Source organism: Phocaeicola sp. GP0067 (assembly GCF_031119655.1).
Taxonomy (GTDB): Bacteria; Bacteroidota; Bacteroidia; order Bacteroidales; family Bacteroidaceae; genus Phocaeicola; species Phocaeicola vulgatus.
Genome location: NZ_JAVHZY010000010.1, coordinates 125,168 through 143,703 on the forward strand (window position 1 = coordinate 125,168; position 18,536 = coordinate 143,703).

Annotated in this window: 19 protein-coding genes; 10 read left to right on the forward strand and 9 right to left on the reverse strand. The window is 43.2% G+C overall.

What is annotated here, in order from left to right; genetic code table 11:
- Positions 1-3: 3 nt before the first annotated feature.
- The 7 genes from RE317_RS10120 to RE317_RS10150 form a co-directional block, all read right to left on the reverse strand.
- Positions 4-1,134, reverse strand: coding sequence for an efflux RND transporter periplasmic adaptor subunit (locus tag RE317_RS10120; RefSeq protein WP_005852982.1), 1,131 nt, complete (start codon positions 1,132-1,134; stop codon positions 4-6).
- 54 nt (positions 1,135-1,188) lie between these two features.
- A complete protein-coding gene (locus RE317_RS10125) occupies positions 1,189-2,586 on the reverse strand; it encodes an efflux transporter outer membrane subunit (protein WP_008670746.1) in 1,398 nt (465 codons plus the stop codon).
- Positions 2,587-2,717: 131 nt separating this feature from the next.
- Complete coding sequence (locus RE317_RS10130) at positions 2,718-3,260, reverse strand: hypothetical protein (protein WP_005845164.1); 543 nt, start codon at positions 3,258-3,260, stop codon at positions 2,718-2,720.
- Positions 3,261-3,413: 153 nt separating this feature from the next.
- Positions 3,414-4,235 (reverse strand): signal peptidase I, encoded by an 822-nt coding sequence (gene lepB / locus RE317_RS10135; RefSeq protein ID WP_005852977.1) that lies wholly within the window; start codon positions 4,233-4,235, stop codon positions 3,414-3,416.
- Positions 4,232-4,810, reverse strand: coding sequence for a hypothetical protein (locus RE317_RS10140; protein ID WP_005852975.1), 579 nt, complete (start codon positions 4,808-4,810; stop codon positions 4,232-4,234). The genes lepB and RE317_RS10140 overlap by 4 nt, the downstream gene beginning before the upstream one ends.
- Positions 4,807-5,871, reverse strand: coding sequence for a hypothetical protein (locus RE317_RS10145; RefSeq protein WP_005840631.1), 1,065 nt, complete (start codon positions 5,869-5,871; stop codon positions 4,807-4,809). Before RE317_RS10145 ends, RE317_RS10140 begins: the two co-directional genes overlap by 4 nt.
- Before the next feature lie 78 nt (positions 5,872-5,949).
- Positions 5,950-6,210 (reverse strand): NVEALA domain-containing protein, encoded by a 261-nt coding sequence (locus RE317_RS10150; RefSeq protein WP_008670741.1) that lies wholly within the window; start codon positions 6,208-6,210, stop codon positions 5,950-5,952.
- A 366-nt stretch (positions 6,211-6,576) separates the two neighbouring features.
- On the opposite strand from RE317_RS10150, the gene RE317_RS10155 reads away from it, so the two are divergent.
- The 5 genes from RE317_RS10155 to RE317_RS10175 all read left to right on the forward strand — a co-directional run bounded on the left by RE317_RS10155 (position 6,577) and on the right by RE317_RS10175 (position 11,726).
- Complete coding sequence (locus RE317_RS10155) at positions 6,577-7,470, forward strand: electron transfer flavoprotein subunit beta/FixA family protein (protein WP_005840635.1); 894 nt, start codon at positions 6,577-6,579, stop codon at positions 7,468-7,470.
- A 5-nt stretch (positions 7,471-7,475) separates the two neighbouring features.
- On the forward strand, positions 7,476-8,495 hold the full coding sequence (locus tag RE317_RS10160; protein ID WP_005840637.1) for an electron transfer flavoprotein subunit alpha/FixB family protein: 1,020 nt from the start codon (positions 7,476-7,478) through the stop codon (positions 8,493-8,495).
- Positions 8,496-8,530: 35 nt separating this feature from the next.
- Complete coding sequence (locus RE317_RS10165; RefSeq protein ID WP_005840639.1) at positions 8,531-8,911, forward strand: four helix bundle protein; 381 nt, start codon at positions 8,531-8,533, stop codon at positions 8,909-8,911.
- A 41-nt stretch (positions 8,912-8,952) separates the two neighbouring features.
- The gene (locus tag RE317_RS10170; protein ID WP_005840641.1) at positions 8,953-10,659 is read left to right on the forward strand and encodes an acyl-CoA dehydrogenase family protein; all 1,707 of its coding nucleotides are present in this window, start codon (positions 8,953-8,955) and stop codon (positions 10,657-10,659) included.
- Between the two features lie 458 nt (positions 10,660-11,117).
- Positions 11,118-11,726 carry a histidine decarboxylase, pyruvoyl type gene (locus RE317_RS10175; protein ID WP_005840643.1) on the forward strand — a complete coding sequence of 203 codons (609 nt, stop codon included), beginning with the start codon at positions 11,118-11,120 and terminating at the stop codon, positions 11,724-11,726.
- A gap of 79 nt (positions 11,727-11,805) precedes the next feature.
- On the opposite strand, the gene RE317_RS10180 is transcribed toward RE317_RS10175, so the two are convergent.
- Together RE317_RS10180 and RE317_RS10185 are read right to left on the reverse strand one after the other, a co-directional pair.
- Complete coding sequence (locus RE317_RS10180) at positions 11,806-12,216, reverse strand: PaaI family thioesterase (RefSeq protein WP_005840645.1); 411 nt, start codon at positions 12,214-12,216, stop codon at positions 11,806-11,808.
- 27 nt (positions 12,217-12,243) lie between these two features.
- Positions 12,244-13,332 carry a DUF2027 domain-containing protein gene (locus RE317_RS10185; protein ID WP_005840647.1) on the reverse strand — a complete coding sequence of 363 codons (1,089 nt, stop codon included), beginning with the start codon at positions 13,330-13,332 and terminating at the stop codon, positions 12,244-12,246.
- Between the two features lie 64 nt (positions 13,333-13,396).
- Here RE317_RS10185 and RE317_RS10190 point away from each other — a divergent pair, with 64 nt between their 5' ends.
- The 5 genes from RE317_RS10190 to RE317_RS10210 all read left to right on the forward strand — a co-directional run bounded on the left by RE317_RS10190 (position 13,397) and on the right by RE317_RS10210 (position 18,526).
- Positions 13,397-14,614 (forward strand): S-adenosylmethionine:tRNA ribosyltransferase-isomerase, encoded by a 1,218-nt coding sequence (locus RE317_RS10190; protein WP_008670735.1) that lies wholly within the window; start codon positions 13,397-13,399, stop codon positions 14,612-14,614.
- A gap of 141 nt (positions 14,615-14,755) precedes the next feature.
- A complete protein-coding gene (locus RE317_RS10195; protein WP_255323897.1) occupies positions 14,756-14,878 on the forward strand; it encodes a hypothetical protein in 123 nt (40 codons plus the stop codon).
- A 261-nt stretch (positions 14,879-15,139) separates the two neighbouring features.
- Positions 15,140-17,137 (forward strand): urocanate hydratase, encoded by a 1,998-nt coding sequence (locus tag RE317_RS10200; RefSeq protein ID WP_008670733.1) that lies wholly within the window; start codon positions 15,140-15,142, stop codon positions 17,135-17,137.
- A gap of 82 nt (positions 17,138-17,219) precedes the next feature.
- Entirely contained in the window at positions 17,220-18,122 is a 903-nt protein-coding gene (gene ftcD, locus RE317_RS10205; protein WP_005852964.1) for a glutamate formimidoyltransferase, read from the forward strand.
- Between the two features lie 17 nt (positions 18,123-18,139).
- Positions 18,140-18,526 (forward strand): GxxExxY protein, encoded by a 387-nt coding sequence (locus RE317_RS10210; RefSeq protein WP_005852962.1) that lies wholly within the window; start codon positions 18,140-18,142, stop codon positions 18,524-18,526.
- Positions 18,527-18,536: the final 10 nt, after the last annotated feature.

The following is an 18,536-nucleotide window of genomic DNA, read 5'->3' on the forward strand; positions in this document are numbered from 1 at the left end:
AGGCTATTGAAGTTTATTGGTTTGTTCTATCGGTTTAATTTTCATGCCTTGACGCACTTTCAACAATGCCTTGGTGACATAACGTTCGGAAGGTGACAAGCCACTTTTTACAACACGCATATTATGATCCGCCAACTGCCCGACTTCAATATGCCGATAATTCACTATATCACTGTCATTCACTACATACAAATATTTACCCAACTGGTCTGTTCCGATAGAAGCATCATTAACCAACACTGCATTCCGCGCTTCACCGTATGGTAAGGTGACACTGACAAATAATCCGGGACGAAGCATCCCGTCAGGGTTATCCAATTCCGCACGCAAACGAAGAGTACCTGTAGTTAATGTCACATTGGGAGAAAGATAATCCAGTTTCGCTTTCCATGACTGTGCCCCGTCAGTTCCCAAACGCAAGGTTACAAAATGAGTTTCCGCAGGAATCTTGCTGGCAGCCTCCTGGGCCAGCTCGTATGTCAGATATTGGTTATCTGCAATATTAAAATAGGAATACATACGGTTATCCTTATAAACAGTAGCCAATTTAACCGGTTGCAAAGCACCACCAATATACGCCCCGACAGAATAAGCCGAAACATCAACCACTCCGTCACAAGGAGCCTTGACATAGCAATAACTCAAGTTGGTACGCGCAGTTTTCAAAGCTGCTTCAGCATTACTTACGGCAGCCTCACAAGCCGCCACATGACTTTCCGCCTGTAAATATTGTATACGGCTCACCGCATCACTTTTTATCGCTTCTTTCATACGTTGATAACTACTGACAGCATATTCAAGATTGGCTTTAGCCGTTTTTAATTCAGCTTCCGCTTGTTTCACTGAATTTTCATAAAGTGTCGGTTCTATAACGAACAATACCTGTCCCTGACGTACCCGGGAACCAGGTGCAAAATTCTTGGATTGTAAAGTTCCATTTACTCGTCCCACCAAATCTACAGTAGATTCCGCTTCCAGATAACCGGGATAATCTTTGGTCAGCGTCACATTTTCCACCAAAGGTTTCGCAACATCTACAGGCAATGCCTGCATTTCTGTCTGAGAAGGTTTATTTTTATCGCAGGCGGTCAACACACATACCGTCCATGCGAAAGCTATCATTATTTTTTTCATATCTTGGGTTAGGTTTTTATTATTTCTATAGTTCAACAGCTTTTCCGTCGCAGCCTACCAGCCTCCTCCCAATGCCTGATACATCTGAATCAGACAAAGCAATGAATATCCCTGTGCCTGCACCAATGAATTCTCGTATGACAGTAACGAACGCTGTGCATCCAATACATTTTGGAAAGGGCTCAGCCCCTGTTTATATAAGTCCAATGAAAGTTTAAATGCCTCTTTCCCCTGATTCAACATCTCACGACATGCTACAATCTGTTTGATGGAATTCTTATAACTACTCATGGCATTATCCACCTCCTGCACCGCTGTAAGAACCGTAGTATTGAACTGATTGATTGTTTCATCCAGTTGTGCACGCTGCAAGCGTACATTATTCGCACGCTGGCCACCATTAAAAATCGTCCAGCTCATAGAGGGAGCGATACTCCATGTCATACTGCTACGTCTAGTAAAATCTTTCATATCATGTGAAGCATAGCCGAAGGAACCGTTCAGAAAAAATGAGGGAAGCCAATCGGTCTTGGAAGCTCCCAACAAGGCTGCTTGTGCATTGACTTGACGTTCGGCAACCCGTACATCGGGACGTCGTAAAAGTAATTGTCCGGGAAGACCGACCCCTACCGGCTCTATATAATCGGGTAACGGTTTTCCCGTTTCCAGTGCAGCCGTCACATCCTGAGGATAAAGCCCGAGCAATACAGCCAACGCATTCATATATTGAATAATACCGGATTCTGTAGCAGGAATAGAAGCCAATGTACTATAATAAACCGATTTAGCCTGAGCCACATCCAGTTTGGAAGCCAGTCCGGTATTATAACGCACTTCAGTTATATCCACCACCGCCTTTTGAGATAAAGCATTGCGCTGTAACACACTAAGTTCCTGTTGGGTCTCACGCAAATTAAAATAGGCTGACGCCACTTCTGCACAAAGACTTACCATCGTCGCATTGTACTCTTCACGACTTGCCGCAAAATTTTCTTTCTGCGCTTTCACCCGTTGGCGGATGGAACCGAACACATCCACCTGCCAGCTCATATTAACCGTTGCATCATAATACCCCACTCTGGATTGAGGCTGTCCCGTACCGGTATTGCCACTAGTCTGTTGGCGGTTCCACCCAGCATCCAATGACAAAGCCGGATAATAGCCTCCTCTGGCTATCCTCAGATTCGCTTTCGCCATATCTATACGATTCAAGGCTGTAAGGACAGACGGATTCTGCCTGACAGCCACATGAATCAATGAATCCAGTGTGGCATCCTGAAATACAGTCCACCAATGGTCATCCACCGGAAGCAGTTGTTGAAACATCGCATCCTCTTCTTGCCAATGTTCCGGCAAGGGTACATTCAATAATTTTTCGGCCCGCTGCTGGGCATTCAGTGCCAAAGGAATGATTAAAAGGAGCCATACTCCCCATCTACGTATTTTCCTCATAAGTTTATCACATTAAAAAACATTAGGAAAACACATGAAACAACGTTTTGTTTAACCCTTTGACTTTCAAAAACAAGACAGCCTCTCCTTCTGAGAAGAAAAGGCTGCACCATACAATATGAAAAGAGAAGTTATTTCCCAAACATATTATTTATTAATGACATAGAGCCGGTCAGCATACTTCCCAAGACATCCTGGTTGAATGCAATGGAATAGTTTCCGGGAGATAACTGTATATCCATTTGTACGATACCGTTTTTGCCGATTTTCTTCAATTCTTTAGCCTTTATATTATAATAGGCAAAACGGCGGAAACTTTGATACACATCACTCATCTCCACATCTACATGCTGCAATACAGAAGCGCCGCCTGCTACCGTAGGCAGCTCTAATGCCTTTCCATTATCCAACGTCAGGACACACTTACTGTCATTAGGAATTTCCACCTCATGCCCCGACCCGATAGTAACAGCCAGCGAATAACGTATGGTACTTTTATACTGAAATCCAGCGAGTGCCACATATACGTCCATATTATTGGAAACACCCAGATTCATACCCTCGCATACCACTGTACGCACTCCGGTCTGGTTGGTTTCATCATAAATTACCTTTTGTGCCATAGCTCCTATACCCAGAAGCAAAAAGGCGAATAAAAACAATACTTTCTTCATAATTCTTCAGTTATTATTTCATCATACAACAAAAACAAACTCATAATGATGACAATATTAACAAAAACTTTTCATACAACATATATCACAACGCATCATTTATACGTTTTTATCCGAACAAGCATAGAACTATAACCTTTCGCATCTCTTATTTCAATCTACTCTACCGATTCGATTCCAACGAATTGAATTTTGCTCTTCATCTTTTGAAAACCAAATCCATTGTACTACACCCACAATGAAATCATCAGGCACCAATCCCCAATGTCGTGAATCCAATGAATGGTGTATATTGTCTCCCAGCATAAAATAATAATCATGCTTAAACTGATAATTTGTGAAACGATGATTTCCTATAAAATATGCGCTATCTTTATAATCTATTTTCTGTTTAGTCTCCCATTCCATAACACTTCCATATTGGGTAGCAGTCAAACTATTTATCGGGATTTGATCACCTTTGCAAGGTATATAAAGAGGACCGAATTTTTCAGCAGTCCATCCTAACAGGTCATAGTAATTATGATCAAAAGAAAACGTAAGGCTATCCTCGGCTAAGGCAGATAATGTAGGCAGGATAATTGCCACAGTGTCACCCGGAAGCCCCACACATCGTTTGGCATAATATTGCATGACATCAAAATGTATTCGATTCTTATATTGCCCGACTGGTGAATTAAAAATGAGAATATCATTTTTTCTTATCCGTCGTATTCCCGGAATACGTTTTATTGATATATGCTTGTTTTTTACCGCATTAAAAACATTAAATATCCTGCCGCCTGCTATCCATTTATTCACTATTACATAGTCACCTTTTATCAGAGTAGGATGCATGGATGCAGTAGGAATCCTGAACGAAGAAAAGGTCGTGATTTGTAACAGCAACCATATCAGAGCAAGTACACAACCATAAAATACAAAGTTTATTAAACGGTCTATCCATTTATTCTTTTCTTTTACCCTCTGGTTCATTCATCACCCTCCACCTCCGGCTTATTATTACAATCACGCAACTGTCCCATATACATCTCTTTTATCCGAGGATGATGCATAGGATTTCCTACTAATATCACTTTATTAGTATTGTCAAGCAAGAATGTCCTAAATTTATCATTCAGTGGAAACTTATTCAGTTTATTAAAGGTATCTTTCAGATCTATACATACAGGATAAATAAAATCTTCTGACTGTAATGTCATTATTAGTTCCTTCCTATTTCTAGGGTGGAAGAAAAAATAAAAGGATACATTCCTAGATGTGACAGAGTCTACCTCCGCTATAAAATTTATCCATTCCAATAATTGCAATTTGCAACTAAGGCATCCTAATGAGTCTACATAAGTTACAATTTTATAATATGTTGAAGCATAAGGAAACTTATCTAATGTGTCTTTGCCTTGTATGGTAAAGACAGCTCTATCATGAAAGAGAATTTCTTTTCGAGTCCATTCTTTCATCAAAAAAGTCAACTGCTCCTTTTCTGTCCTTTTACACGAGAAGAAACAAAATACCCCAAAAGCCAACAACACATAAAGCAGGATTTTCATAATTTTGCTTTCAGGATATCATCCATCTCAAATATTTCAACATTACATTCCGATTCGCAATTTAACAAGTACAACTGAGGGGTATATTGAGAAAGAAGCACACTCATGCTTTGGTGTTCCAATGCGTACTTGCCTACCAGTTCACCATCGATGGAAAAACCCAGCAAAGTTTTAGGTGTACAGGCTGAATAGTTTTCAAAGGCTTTATAGCATAACTCACCACTATAAGTCACAAAAACATATTTATCATTGGCTGTCAATCCATAAAATCCATCCAAGTTATTCTTCTTTCTTGCAAGATTTGCTTCATAGACATTGCAAACAGGCTCAACAAGCATTTTTTCCCACTTCAAAGTAACATCTTCCTCATCCGATATATCATACCGACAAAGATAACCAAAAAATCTAGATGCAAAATAAAAGCTGTTTTTGTATGAAACCATCTCCCCCTGCAACTGCATAAAATCATTTGCTTCAGTAGTCATTCCCCGCACCGGATGATTACCGAAACGCTTTATTTCTTTAAAATCCCTATCAAAGAGAATGAAAAACTCCTTACCCCCAGACAAAGTCGTCGCCACACTATAACCATTGGACAGTCGACAGAAACGGGTTGTAAAACAACCATCTTTTACTTTAATTTTTTCACTTCCTACATAACGGTAGTCAGCACCCTTTTCCTCCCGTGCATACAATAGGACAGTAGAAGGCAAATTAACAAAATATAAAGTATCGTCCCCCTCTGTTTTTCCAATAAATTCAGCGGCTATAAATTCTCCAGGCCCTTGTCCCCTGCTTCCAAAGCTACCCACTCTTTCGCCTGTCTGTTCCTCTAGAATCTGACAAATAGGTTCACCAGGAAGTTTACAACGTTGAACCATAAGAATTCCACAATCAAGAGAAGAGAATGCAACCAACTCATTGGACATAATTTCTTTATCATAATAAGAGCCATAGATCGGTTTGGCGGGAATAGATAAAAAGTCATTTCCTTTGTTACTGACACAGGAAATTAAAAAAAGGATGGTAACAATCGAATAATACAATTTTATTTTAATCATAATTTTAATACTCTTCAAACGGGACAAAACAAATGCCTAATACCTATTTATTTTGTCCCGTATTACATAAATGCCTAATTACTCAGGAATGGTATATCGATTTACCCAATTCGCTTCCTCACTTGTTTCAATAATAACAGGTTCGCCCGGAGGACCTACAACGAGTTCATAACAACGTGAATTACGTTGATACATACAATCCTTCGTACCTAAAGTCAAGGCCTCCACATTTGACAAAGCTAAATCGGACAATTCTTCTTTGTTTTGAGAACCATACAAAACATAACTTCCACCAACTGCCAATGAGGCAATCAATGCCATTTTAAATGTTCTTTTCATAATATATTTTTTAAAGTTTGAAATAGGGATATCTTATGATGATTCAAAGAGGTATAATGAAAAAGATACCGTCTGTCCCTATCATCAGAAACAGACCGTCCACGAAGGCCATTTAGCTTGATTGTACTTGGAGGTGAATGTTTTCATAGTATCACTTTCTACAAAGAATATAAAAAGTTTCCACTTAAACAAACATTTCCGCTTTTATTCTACAATATAATTATCATAAAAACATTTGTATCCTCCTCGATTCATGCTCACACCTCACCTTTTTGTGCATATTTTCTCCTCATATCCTTTTGTTGCTCAAATTGTTTAAGTAAATTTGTCGCCAGAATATTACTAATACCAAATATATTAAAGTATATGAGTTTAAAAATTGTAGTACTGGCAAAACAAGTTCCCGACACACGCAATGTGGGGAAAGATGCCATGAACGCTGACGGTACTATCAACCGTGCGGCACTTCCGGCCATCTTCAATCCGGAAGACCTGAACGCCTTGGAACAGGCACTCAGACTGAAAGACACACATCCCGGTTCTACGGTAACTATCCTGACCATGGGTCCCGGACGCGCTGCCGAAATCATTCGTGAAGGTTTATACAGAGGAGCAGACAATGGATATTTATTGACCGACCGTGCTTTTGCCGGTGCTGACACGTTGGCCACTTCATACGCCATCGCTACGGCTATCCGCAAAATAGGCGAATGTGACCTGATTATCGGTGGCCGTCAGGCTATCGACGGTGATACCGCACAGGTAGGTCCGCAGGTAGCAGAAAAGCTGGGATTAAGCCAGATTACTTACACCGAAGAAATTCTAAACGTGGACGAAACTGCCCGCCGCATCACCGTAAAACGCCACATTGACGGAGGGGTAGAAACTGTGGAAGGTCCTCTGCCTATTGTACTGACTGTGAACGGAAGTGCAGCTCCCTGCCGTCCGCGCAATGCCAAATTGTTACAGAAATACAAACGCGCTCTCGGCGCACAGGAAAAAGCAGCCATCACTAAAGACGGTTCTGAACTGCCTTACGCTGAACTATATGAAAAATTCCCTTACCTGAATATCACTGAATGGAGTGTGGCCGATGTAGAAGGCGACACCAAGCAGTGCGGTCTGTCAGGCTCTCCCACCAAAGTGAAGAAGATTGAAAACATCGTCTTCCAGGCAAAAGAAAGCAAGACCATGACAGGAAGCGACCAGGATGTGGAAGGATTGATTGTCGAACTGTTAGCTAACCATACAATAGGATAACGATTATGAATAATGTATTTGTATATTGCGAGATTGAAGGCACAACAGTGGCCGATGTGAGTCTCGAACTTTTAACCAAAGGTCGTAAATTAGCTAATCAGTTAGGCTGCCAGCTTGAGGCAATCGCTGCCGGAACCGGCCTTGCAGGAATTGAAAAACAAGTATTGCCCTACGGAGTAGACAAACTTCATGTATTCGATGCTCCGGGTCTGTTCCCTTACACTTCACTGCCCCACACTTCCATTTTGGTGAATCTGTTCAAAGAGGAAAAACCACAAATCTGTCTGATGGGCGCTACTGTTATCGGCCGCGATCTGGGACCGCGTGTATCTTCCGCATTGACCAGCGGACTGACTGCCGACTGTACCCAGTTGGAAATCGGTACCCACGAAGACAAGAAGAACGGCATCACCTATGAAAATCTGTTGTATCAGATTCGTCCCGCCTTCGGTGGTAACATCGTTGCAACCATTGTCAACCCCGAGCACCGCCCACAGATGGCGACCGTTCGTGAGGGAGTGATGAAGAAAGAGATTCTGGATGAAAATTATAAGGGTGAAGTGGTGAACCACGACGTTGCCAAGTTTGTTCCTGAAACAGACTATGTAGTCAAAGTCATTGACCGTCACGTAGAAAAAGCCAAACATAACCTGAAAGGCGCACCTATCGTGATTGCCGGAGGCTATGGCATGGGATCTAAAGAAGGTTTTGACAAATTGTTCGAACTGGCCAAAGAACTTCACGCCGAAGTAGGTGCCAGCCGTGCAGCTGTCGATGCAGGTTATGCAGACCATGACCGCCAGATTGGCCAGACGGGTGTAACCGTCCGTCCCAAACTGTATATTGCTTGCGGTATCTCCGGACAAATCCAGCACATCGCAGGTATGCAGGATGCAGGTATCATCATCTCTGTAAACAGTGACCCGAACGCTCCGATCAACACCATTGCCGATTATGTGATTAACGGCACTGTGGAAGAAGTCGTTCCGAAATTGATTAAGTATTATAAAAAGAATTCAAAGTAGTCAGTAGTAGTCATAAGTAGTCAAAGTAGAAAAAAATGAAAAGTCAATCCTTTGAACAACTGATTGTTTGGCAAAAGGCACATTCGTATGTATTGGCCATTTACAAAATAACCAAGCAATATCCCAAAGAGGAATTATTCTGCTTGGTTAACCAGATGCGCCGTGCAGCAGCCTCTATCACTGCAAATATAGCGGAAGGATATGCTAAAATCAGCTCAAAGGACAAACTGCGTTTCTATAACATTTCACAAGGTTCGTTGGAAGAAACACGCAATTTCATTATCCTGTCGAAAGATTTAGGATACATCACATTGCAAGACAAAGAACAATTAGGCATACAAGCGGCCGAAATCAGCCGCCTGCTAAACGCCTACTGCATAGCCTTGTTGAAAAATGTATCGCCACCCACTACTTAACTACCCTTAGCTACTATTAACCACTCTAACTACTAAAAATTATGGCAAACTTTTATACCGATATACCGGAACTCAAGTATCACTTGAACAATCCGATGATGGAGCGCATCTGCCAACTGAAAGAGCGCGACTATAGAGATAAAGACGAGTTCGACTATGCACCGCAGGATTATGCCGATGCCATGGACTCTTACGATAAAATTCTGGAAATCACAGGTGAGATTACAGGTGAAACCATCGCTCCCAATGCCGAAGGAGTGGACGAAGAAGGTCCTCACTGCGGAAACGGACGTGTGGAATATGCTTCAGGAACCAAACAAAACCTGGATGCGATGGTCAAAGCCGGACTGAACGGCATGACCATGCCCCGTCGTTTCGGTGGCTTGAACTTCCCCATCACCCCCTACACCATGTGCGCGGAAATTGTTGCCGCCGCCGATGCAGGTTTCGGAAACATCTGGTCTTTGCAAGACTGTATTGAAACGCTGTATGAATTCGGTAACGAAGACCAGCACAGCCGTTTCATTCCCCGTATTTGTGCAGGTGAAACCATGTCTATGGACTTGACCGAACCCGATGCCGGTTCCGACCTTCAGTCAGTAATGCTGAAAGCTACTTTCGATGAAGCCAACAACTGCTGGCGTCTGAACGGTGTGAAACGTTTCATCACTAACGGTGACGCTAATCTTCACCTGGTATTGGCACGTAGCGAAGAAGGAACCAAAGACGGACGTGGTTTGTCTATGTTCATCTATGACAAAAACGAAGGAGGTGTAGATGTACGCCGCATCGAAAATAAATTAGGTATCCACGGCTCTCCTACCTGCGAACTGGTTTACAAGAACGCGAAAGCCGAACTTTGCGGTGACCGTAAGCTCGGTTTGATAAAATACGTTATGGCATTGATGAATGGTGCGCGTCTGGGTATCGCTGCCCAGTCAGTAGGTTTGTCACAAGCTGCTTACAACGAAGGATTGGCATACGCCAAAGAACGTAAGCAGTTTGGAAAAGCCATCATCGATTTCCCGGCAGTATATGACATGCTGTCTATCATGAAAGCCAAACTGGATGCAGGCCGTGCATTGCTTTACCAGACTTCACGCTATGTGGATATTTACAAAGCATTGGATGATATTGCCCGCGAACGCAAACTGACTCCTGAAGAACGTCAGGAACAAAAAGTCTACGCCAAGCTAGCAGACAGTTTTACTCCGCTTTCCAAGGGTATGAACTCTGAATATGCCAACCAGAATGCATACGATTGTATCCAGATTCACGGTGGTTCAGGTTTCATGATGGAATATGCTTGCCAGCGTATCTATCGCGATGCACGCATCACCAGCATTTACGAAGGAACGACCCAGTTGCAGACTGTAGCCGCTATCCGTTATGTAACCAACGGTTCTTATATCGCAACCTTGCGTAATTATGAAGCTATTCCTTGCAGTGAAGATATGCAACCGCTAATGGACCGCGTGAAAGAAATGGCCAACAAATTTGACGCATGCACCAATGCGGTAAAAGAGGCCCAGAATCAAGAGTTACTTGATTTCGTTGCACGCCGTCTTTATGAAATGGCTGCCGTATGTATCATGTCACATCTTCTTATCCAAGATGCGACAAAAGCACCTGAATTGTTCGCCAAGTCGGCCCATGTATATGTAAACTATGCAGAAGCTGAAATAGAAAAGCATTTCAATTTCATCCGTAAATTCAAAGCAGATGATTTAGCTGACTATCGTTTGTAAACTTCATTCCATTCTATAAAACGACGTTCTATTCTTCACGGAGTAGAACGTCGTTTATAGTATAAGATTTACTTTTAAACACATACTGATGCAAAATCAAAAACGCCCGTTTCACAACGAGCGTTTTCCTTATAAACAAAGCCTCAGCCGACCTTATTTACTAACAAACTTATTATTAACGTATTTATAAACTGCCTCTTCATATCCTTCCTACAACTATATCAATCCCTCTATCCAGACAAACTAATAATCCGTCTACCTTTCTACTACCCGATCTTGATTCTCAAACTTTTTCTTTTTCCAAAAGTAAAATTAAAGCTTTATCATCATTGGAACAAGAGTTATCGACCAATCTCCTTATTTCATCTATTAACACCCGTTTTTGTTCCTTATCACACTATTTCGAACTTTTCTTTCCACCTACTGTTATGAGAGAAACTTATTAAAAACCTTGACTTATGAAAGAATTAGAATTAACCAGTAACGCCGCTTTGACGGATGCGGTATATGAAACCGCCCTGAACGGCTCATTTCTTGAAGTTAAACTTGTAGCAGGTTCCGTGGGCGATGACGAACCTAGAGGAATGCAACCGGAATATGAATGTTATCACATCAGCTATCCGGACAAAAAAGACACAATTTTGTTCGAGCAACCTTTGGATGCTGCCGATGACAAAGTAACCGTATATGATTTGGGAAAGAAAATCAAATCCATAGAAGGCTGTTGCCACAAGACACTGACAAAAGGCGAAAGCCGCACAGCCACAGCACGTAAAGTAGTTGCTCATGGTCCTATGTGGATTTATGTGGCTATTGCTGTCGGGATGGATAAAGCAGGCACCGAATCACCTTTTATGATCGTCCAAGGAGCAGGCACTTACGGTTCTGAAGATACGACCGAGAACGAAATGATAGGTTATGCTAACGGACGTATTCATGAAATGACAGCTTTGCTTGTCCGCCGTGCGCGTTTGGAAAAACTGCATCTGGCAAGCATACGCGCAGGCTACAAATATTTATTCGTAGAACCGGGAAGAATAGGAAAGGCTAAAGTCAAAGAAGGATAAGCCCCCTTGTCTTCACTGATAACCATCATTTTAAAAGCCTGTTGCCTTCTTTCAACAACAGGCTTTTATCTATTATAAATTATTCTAACGCATCTACCGGCAAATCAGACTCTTTACGATACCCCGATGAAGTAAATACAGCTATCAGCTCCCCCTGTCCGTCTGTTATCTTTACTTCAACAAAAGGAATACGATGATGATTAAATACTTCAACAGCCTCAGCATACACGTAACCCAACTTAGCAGGACGGAGAAAAGTAATATTGGCATTCACAGAAAGTGTAAGTTTCTTACGGCTGTTCGCTACAGCTGCAAAAGCCAGATCGGCCAATGTAAACAAGGCGCCGCCTTGACATACTCCTCCACCATTCAGATGCCGGTCGGTCACCTCCATACACGCACGGGCATACCCCGGCTTTATCTCAAGAAGTTCCACTCCCGCACAAGTAGCAAAACGATCCGCTTTCAAAAATTCTTTTAATGTTGCCATATCACAATTTATATGAATAAGAAAGTCTTAATGAATAATCACCATGGTAGCCCCGAAACCATATTCACGGAACGAAGCATCCTGACTTTCATAGTTTTTATATTTATATTTTAACTCCTGCAGGATAGCTTTGCGTAACACACCATCCCCCTTACCATGAATAAAGACAATCTTCTGTCCCTTCTTGTTCTTGCATTCTTCCAAAGTCTTACGAAAAACGTCCAATTGATAATTCAATATCTCGCTGTTGCTCATACCGGCAGTCGTATCCAGTAACTCATGAGCATGGAGATCAACCTCCATGATATCGTTCTTCACCTTTTTCTGCTGGGGCTGCTTCGCTACCTGCGGTTCCGGCACTTTTTTTTGTAATAATGCATCTTTTATATCATCTGCCGAAACAAACACCTGTTTTACCGGAACATCATTTTTCACTATATCGTAAATAAGTGACGGCTCCTCAAAGAAAATACTCTCACGGAAAGTATGCAATTTATAAAACTTCACTGTATCTATGCGCAATTCCACAGACACGGCAGGCTTGAACAGAAAACTCTTGTTATCCTTAAAAGCGATAAGCTGCACGGCCACCCGTTCCAATTCATTCAAAACGCTTTTCTCGAACTCCTCGATATAAAACTTCGTATTCGGTTCCACCATGCCATGGCTGCGCACCCGCCAGTTACTACCTTCGGCTGTAAGATAAGTAAAGTATAAGGTGAAATTGCTGTCGTTGATAAGATATGCATCAAATGCCGTTGCAGAAATAGCTTTGAGATCCTGTGGCACAAAAGCCAGCATCACATTCAGAATATCCCCTCCCTTTCGCTCGGCCGGGCGATAAGTGACAGGACGTTCATCCTCCTCTTCATCCGGACGCACCTTGACTGACGCTCCTTTTGCCTTTGCACCGGCAACCTCCTGTTTAGGAGCCGGAGCAACAGGTTTACGCTTCATATTATAATCATCCGTGTCAATCACCACACACTCCTTTATGGGCATCGGAATATCGAAGCCATCGGCATCTTCTACCAAAACCATATCTTTTCCTTGAAATCCGGTCACAACACCGCCCCCTACCTCACTAAGGAAACGGACTTTATCTCCTATTTTCATACTCTTTTCTTTTTTAGTTAGCGCAAATATCGGTACTTTTGCGCAGAAAAAGAAATAGATTCAGATGGAAGATACCAAACATATCAAAATAAGTGAGTTCAACTACCCGCTACCCGATGAACGGATCGCCAAATTCCCCCTTGCCACGCGCGACCAGTCCAAACTGCTAGTTTACCGCCACGGCGAAGTGAGCGAAGACATCTTTACGTCTTTGCCACACTATCTGGAATCCGGAGAACTGATGATATTCAATAATACCAAAGTGATTCAAGCCCGTCTGCATTTCCGTAAAGAAACCGGAGCATTAATAGAAGTATTCTGCCTGGAACCTGTCCAGCCCAATGACTATGTGTTAAACTTCCAGCAAACACGCCAATGCAGCTGGTTATGCATGATAGGTAATCTGAAAAAATGGAAAGAAGGTACGTTGAGCCGCATAGTAAATGTAAAAGGCAAACAAATAGTCCTGTCCGCCACCCGTGGAGAGTGCAAGGGAACCAGCCATTGGATTGATTTCTCATGGGATGATGACACAATTACCTTTGCCGACCTGCTGGAAGTGGCAGGTGAACTGCCCATCCCTCCCTATCTGAACCGTGAGACACAAGAAAGCGACAAGGAAACTTATCAGACGGTTTACTCCAAAATAAAAGGTTCTGTCGCCGCTCCCACCGCAGGACTTCATTTTACGGAAAGAGTACTGGCAGCGCTGGACGAACGGGGAATTGACCGGGAGGAACTGACTTTACACGTAGGTGCAGGAACTTTCAAGCCCGTGAAAAGTGAAGAGATAGAAGGACATGAGATGCATACGGAATACATTTCTGTAAGCAAGCATACCATTGAAAAATTAATTGCCCATAATGGAGAAGCCATTGCGGTAGGAACCACTTCAGTACGTACCCTGGAAAGTCTTTATTATATCGGCGTCCTTATCAGCCACAATCCCGATGCCACTCAGGACGAGTTGCATGTACAGCAATGGATGCCCTACGAAGATAAGAATGACCTGACTCCGGTGGAAGCACTGCAACAGATTCTGGATTATCTGAACCGACACGAAATGGAAGCGTTGCATAGCAGTACTCAGATTATCATCGCGCCGGGATATACATACAAAATAGTCAAGAAGATGGTTACCAATTTCCATCAGCCGCAAAGTACATTGCTGCTATTGGTTTCCGCCTTTGTGAAAGGAAACTGGCGAAGGATTTATGATTATGCACTGGGCCATGATTTCAGGTTTCTGAGCTACGGAGACAGTTCGCTGCTGATACCCTAAGACTTCATCACGGATATAAAGCCTTTTTTCCGTATCACCAATCGTTTTCTACTATATGGCTAAGGCTTTTCTTCCTGCTTGTTTTATCTCCGCAAGCCTTTGGAGTTATCTCCCAAGGCTTTGGAGTTAACTCCAAAGCTTATGGAGATAACTCCAAAGGCTATGGAGATAGAATACATCCGTATAAAAAGGCTTAATCTGGAGAAAGAAAAAACTTATACAATAGGCTGTGATATGATAGACATTCATTTATTCCGCCGGTAGGTTCTTACTTAAAAAAATCCAAAGAAAGATATGAACGGGAAAATAAGAACCAGCTTCCACTAAATTTCTACCGCCCCCTTTATTTACTATACACAAGAACAGGCAACCTACTTTGTCATTATGGCAAGCTTTTTATATCCGTGTGCGTTTACCTTTACATCAAGTCTATAGATAAAAAACAACTTTATGTCACTAAACATATCTCCAAACCCATAGTATTCCAATCGTTTTGCTATCTTTGTGACAAAACACTTACATACTATGACTATCACTCTATCTACTGATTTACCTGCCTATCCTACATTCACGGAAGGCATCCGCCGTGCTCCCGACCGGGGCTACCGCTTGACACCCGCCCAAACGGAAACGGCATTGAGGAATGCATTGCGATACATTCCGGTGGAACTGCATGAGCAACTTGCTCCCGAATTGATGGATGAACTGCTCACCCGGGGTAAAATCTACGGTTACCGCTTCCGGCCCGAAGGTGACTTGAAAGCAAAGCCCATTGACGAATATAAAGGAAACTGTATCGAAGGAAAAGCGTTTCAAGTAATGATAGACAACAATCTTTCATTTGATATCGCCCTCTATCCTTACGAACTGGTGACCTACGGCGAAACCGGACAAGTTTGTCAAAACTGGATGCAATACCGGCTTATCAAGCAGTATCTGGAGGTTATGACGAATGAACAAACCCTGGTCGTAGAAAGCGGCCACCCGTTGGGATTATTCAAATCACATCCCGAAGCTCCCCGTGTTATTATCACCAATTCCATGATGGTAGGCATGTTCGACAACCAGAAAGACTGGGAAATAGCCGCACAGATGGGAGTAGCCAATTATGGACAGATGACCGCCGGAGGCTGGATGTACATCGGTCCGCAAGGCATTGTACACGGCACGTTCAACACCCTATTAAATGCCGGCCGCATGAAATTAGGAGTGCCGCAGGACGGCAACCTGAACGGCCATCTTTTCGTATCCTCCGGATTGGGCGGAATGAGCGGAGCCCAACCCAAAGCAGCCGAGATAGCCGGAGCAGTGGCCATTATAGCCGAGGTGGATTATTCACGCATAGAAACCCGCCACCGCCAAGGGTGGGTACAGCATATCACATCCGATTTGTCTGAAGCTTACCGGCTGGCTGCCGATGCCATAGACCGACGAATCCCCTGTTCCATAGCCTACCATGGCAATGTAGTCAATCTGTTGGAGTATGCATTGCATCACAACATCCACATCGAACTTCTCAGTGACCAGACTTCCTGCCATGCCGTTTACGAAGGCGGCTATTGTCCTGCAGGCATTTCCTTCGAAGAACGTACCCGTATGCTGAAAGAAGACAGAGAAACTTTCGATGAAATGGTGAACGAAACTTTGCGCCGCCATTTCCATGTTATCAAGGAACTGGTGGCACGGGGCACTTATTTCTTCGATTATGGCAATTCTTTCATGAAAGCGATTTATGACGCCGGAGTGAAAGAAATCTCACGCAATGGAACAGACGAGAAGGATGGATTCATTTGGCCGTCCTATGTAGAGGATATCATGGGGCCTCAACTTTTCGATTATGGTTACGGCCCCTTCCGCTGGGTATGCCTGAGCGGGAAAAAGGAAGATTTGATAAAGACCGACCGTGCCGCTATGGAGTGTATCCCTAAAGATCGCCGCGGACAGGATATGGACAACTGGATATGGATTCGCGACGCCGAAAAGAATAACCTGGTGGTAGGGACCCAAGCACGCATTCTGTATCAAGACGCACTGGGACGTATGAATATAGCACTGCGCTTCAATGAAATGGTACGCCGGGGCGAGGTAGGTCCTATCATGTTGGGACGTGACCACCACGATGTAAGCGGTACCGACTCTCCTTTCCGGGAAACCTCCAATATCAAGGACGGCAGCAATGTAATGGCAGATATGGCTGTGCAATGCTTTGCCGGAAATTGTGCCCGGGGCATGAGCCTTGTCGCTTTGCACAATGGAGGCGGTGTAGGTATAGGTAAAGCCATCAATGGCGGATTCGGAATGGTATGCGACGGCAGTGAACGGGTAGACCGTATTCTCCGCTCATCCATGTTATGGGATGTAATGGGAGGAGTGGCACGCCGCTCGTGGGCACGCAACCCGCATGCCATGGAAACTTCGGCGGAATTCAACGAGAGCCATGCCGATGGTTATCACATCACCCTGCCGCATATAGCGGAAGATGACCTTATTAATAAGGTATTGAAAAATAAAGGAATCAACTAACCAAAAACCGGAACACCATGGATGCAACTGTTTCATTCATCCGCATCCATGGATGTTCCCTATAAACCAAATTCTAAAGAGTATGAGCTGGACAAAAATTATGGAATGCGTCCCCAACTTCAGCGAGGGACGTGACTTACAGAAAATAGACGAGATTGTATCTCCGTTTCGTGCCAAGGCAGGCGTAAAATTATTGGATTATAGTAACGATGAAGACCACAACCGGCTGGTAGTTACCGTTGTTGGAGAACCGGACGCCTTGAAAGAAGCCGTGATAGAAGCTATCGGTATAGCAGTAGAACTGATTGACCTGAACCATCACCAAGGACAGCACCCCCGTATGGGAGCTGTAGATGTAGTTCCATTCATTCCCATCAAAGGATGTACCATGGAAGATGCCATAGCAGTGTCCAAAGAAGTGGGGCAACGGGTGGCCTCTCAATATAATCTCCCTGTATTCTTGTATGAAAAATCAGCTAGTGCACCACATCGTGAAAATCTCGCTGCCATCCGTAAAGGAGAATTCGAAGGAATGAAGGAAAAGATTCACCAACCCGAATGGCATCCCGATTTTGGTCCTGCGGAACGTCACCCCACTGCCGGAACTGTAGCCATCGGAGCCCGTATGCCCTTAGTGGCCTACAATATAAATCTCAATACTCCCAGCCTGGAAATAGCGCATGACATTGCCAAGAAAATCCGTTTTATCGGTGGCGGACTGCGCTATTGCAAGGCCATGGGCGTAGAACTGAAGGACCGGGGTATCACCCAGGTATCCATGAATCTTACCGACTATAGCAAAACCGCTATCTACCGGGCATTCGAAATGGTACGTTTTGAAGCCAAACGCTACGGAGTAAGCATCATCGGCAGCGAAATCGTAGGACTTGTTCCTATGGAGGCCTTGATAGACACTGCCTCTTACTACCTGGGATTGGAAAACTTCTCCATGCAACAAGTGCTGGAAGCGCAGATTATGGAATAATATAGAATAGAACGCAAATGACACAAATGACGCAAATAGCAAGTCAAGAAGATGTAGATAAAATATTAAAAGCATTTTATCTAGTGTACAACACATTAGGATATGGATTCTTGGAAAGGGTTTATCAAAATGCCCTCTACTTTGAATTGATAGAGCAAGGTTTTAAATGTGAAGTGCAAAAGCAAATCAATGTATTTTATAAAAATCATAAAGTGGGTGAATATTATGCCGACATGGTGATCAACAACTCCATCATATTAGAACTGAAAGCGGCTGATGCTTTACGTCCCGAACATGAATTTCAACTGATAAACTATCTGAAAGCCACAGACATAGAGATAGGCTATCTATTAAACTTCGGAAAGCATCCTGAATTTAAAAGAAAAATATTCAGTCACCATTGATATTTGTGTC

What these genes read in the sequence shown, in the direction of transcription:
- RE317_RS10150 (WP_008670741.1), bottom strand. Translation starts at nt 6,210, where the DNA reads ATGAAAAGAACATTTAAAATGGCATTGATTGCCTCATTGGCAGTTGGT.
- RE317_RS10180 (WP_005840645.1), bottom strand. Translation starts at nt 12,216, where the DNA reads ATGGCAACATTAAAAGAATTTTTGAAAGCGGATCGTTTTGCTACTTGT.
- RE317_RS10170 (WP_005840641.1), top strand. Translation starts at nt 8,953, where the DNA reads ATGGCAAACTTTTATACCGATATACCGGAACTCAAGTATCACTTGAAC.
- RE317_RS10200 (WP_008670733.1), top strand. Translation starts at nt 15,140, where the DNA reads ATGACTATCACTCTATCTACTGATTTACCTGCCTATCCTACATTCACG.
- RE317_RS10165 (WP_005840639.1), top strand. Translation starts at nt 8,531, where the DNA reads ATGAAAAGTCAATCCTTTGAACAACTGATTGTTTGGCAAAAGGCACAT.
- RE317_RS10140 (WP_005852975.1), bottom strand. Translation starts at nt 4,810, where the DNA reads ATGAAAATCCTGCTTTATGTGTTGTTGGCTTTTGGGGTATTTTGTTTC.
- ftcD (WP_005852964.1), top strand. Translation starts at nt 17,220, where the DNA reads ATGAGCTGGACAAAAATTATGGAATGCGTCCCCAACTTCAGCGAGGGA.
- lepB (WP_005852977.1), bottom strand. Translation starts at nt 4,235, where the DNA reads ATGAACCAGAGGGTAAAAGAAAAGAATAAATGGATAGACCGTTTAATA.
- RE317_RS10185 (WP_005840647.1), bottom strand. Translation starts at nt 13,332, where the DNA reads ATGAAAATAGGAGATAAAGTCCGTTTCCTTAGTGAGGTAGGGGGCGGT.
- RE317_RS10190 (WP_008670735.1), top strand. Translation starts at nt 13,397, where the DNA reads ATGGAAGATACCAAACATATCAAAATAAGTGAGTTCAACTACCCGCTA.
- RE317_RS10145 (WP_005840631.1), bottom strand. Translation starts at nt 5,871, where the DNA reads ATGATTAAAATAAAATTGTATTATTCGATTGTTACCATCCTTTTTTTA.
- RE317_RS10195 (WP_255323897.1), top strand. Translation starts at nt 14,756, where the DNA reads ATGGAGATAACTCCAAAGGCTATGGAGATAGAATACATCCGTATAAAA.
- RE317_RS10160 (WP_005840637.1), top strand. Translation starts at nt 7,476, where the DNA reads ATGAATAATGTATTTGTATATTGCGAGATTGAAGGCACAACAGTGGCC.
- RE317_RS10210 (WP_005852962.1), top strand. Translation starts at nt 18,140, where the DNA reads ATGACACAAATGACGCAAATAGCAAGTCAAGAAGATGTAGATAAAATA.
- RE317_RS10155 (WP_005840635.1), top strand. Translation starts at nt 6,577, where the DNA reads ATGAGTTTAAAAATTGTAGTACTGGCAAAACAAGTTCCCGACACACGC.
- RE317_RS10130 (WP_005845164.1), bottom strand. Translation starts at nt 3,260, where the DNA reads ATGAAGAAAGTATTGTTTTTATTCGCCTTTTTGCTTCTGGGTATAGGA.
- RE317_RS10175 (WP_005840643.1), top strand. Translation starts at nt 11,118, where the DNA reads ATGAAAGAATTAGAATTAACCAGTAACGCCGCTTTGACGGATGCGGTA.
- RE317_RS10120 (WP_005852982.1), bottom strand. Translation starts at nt 1,134, where the DNA reads ATGAAAAAAATAATGATAGCTTTCGCATGGACGGTATGTGTGTTGACC.
- RE317_RS10125 (WP_008670746.1), bottom strand. Translation starts at nt 2,586, where the DNA reads ATGAGGAAAATACGTAGATGGGGAGTATGGCTCCTTTTAATCATTCCT.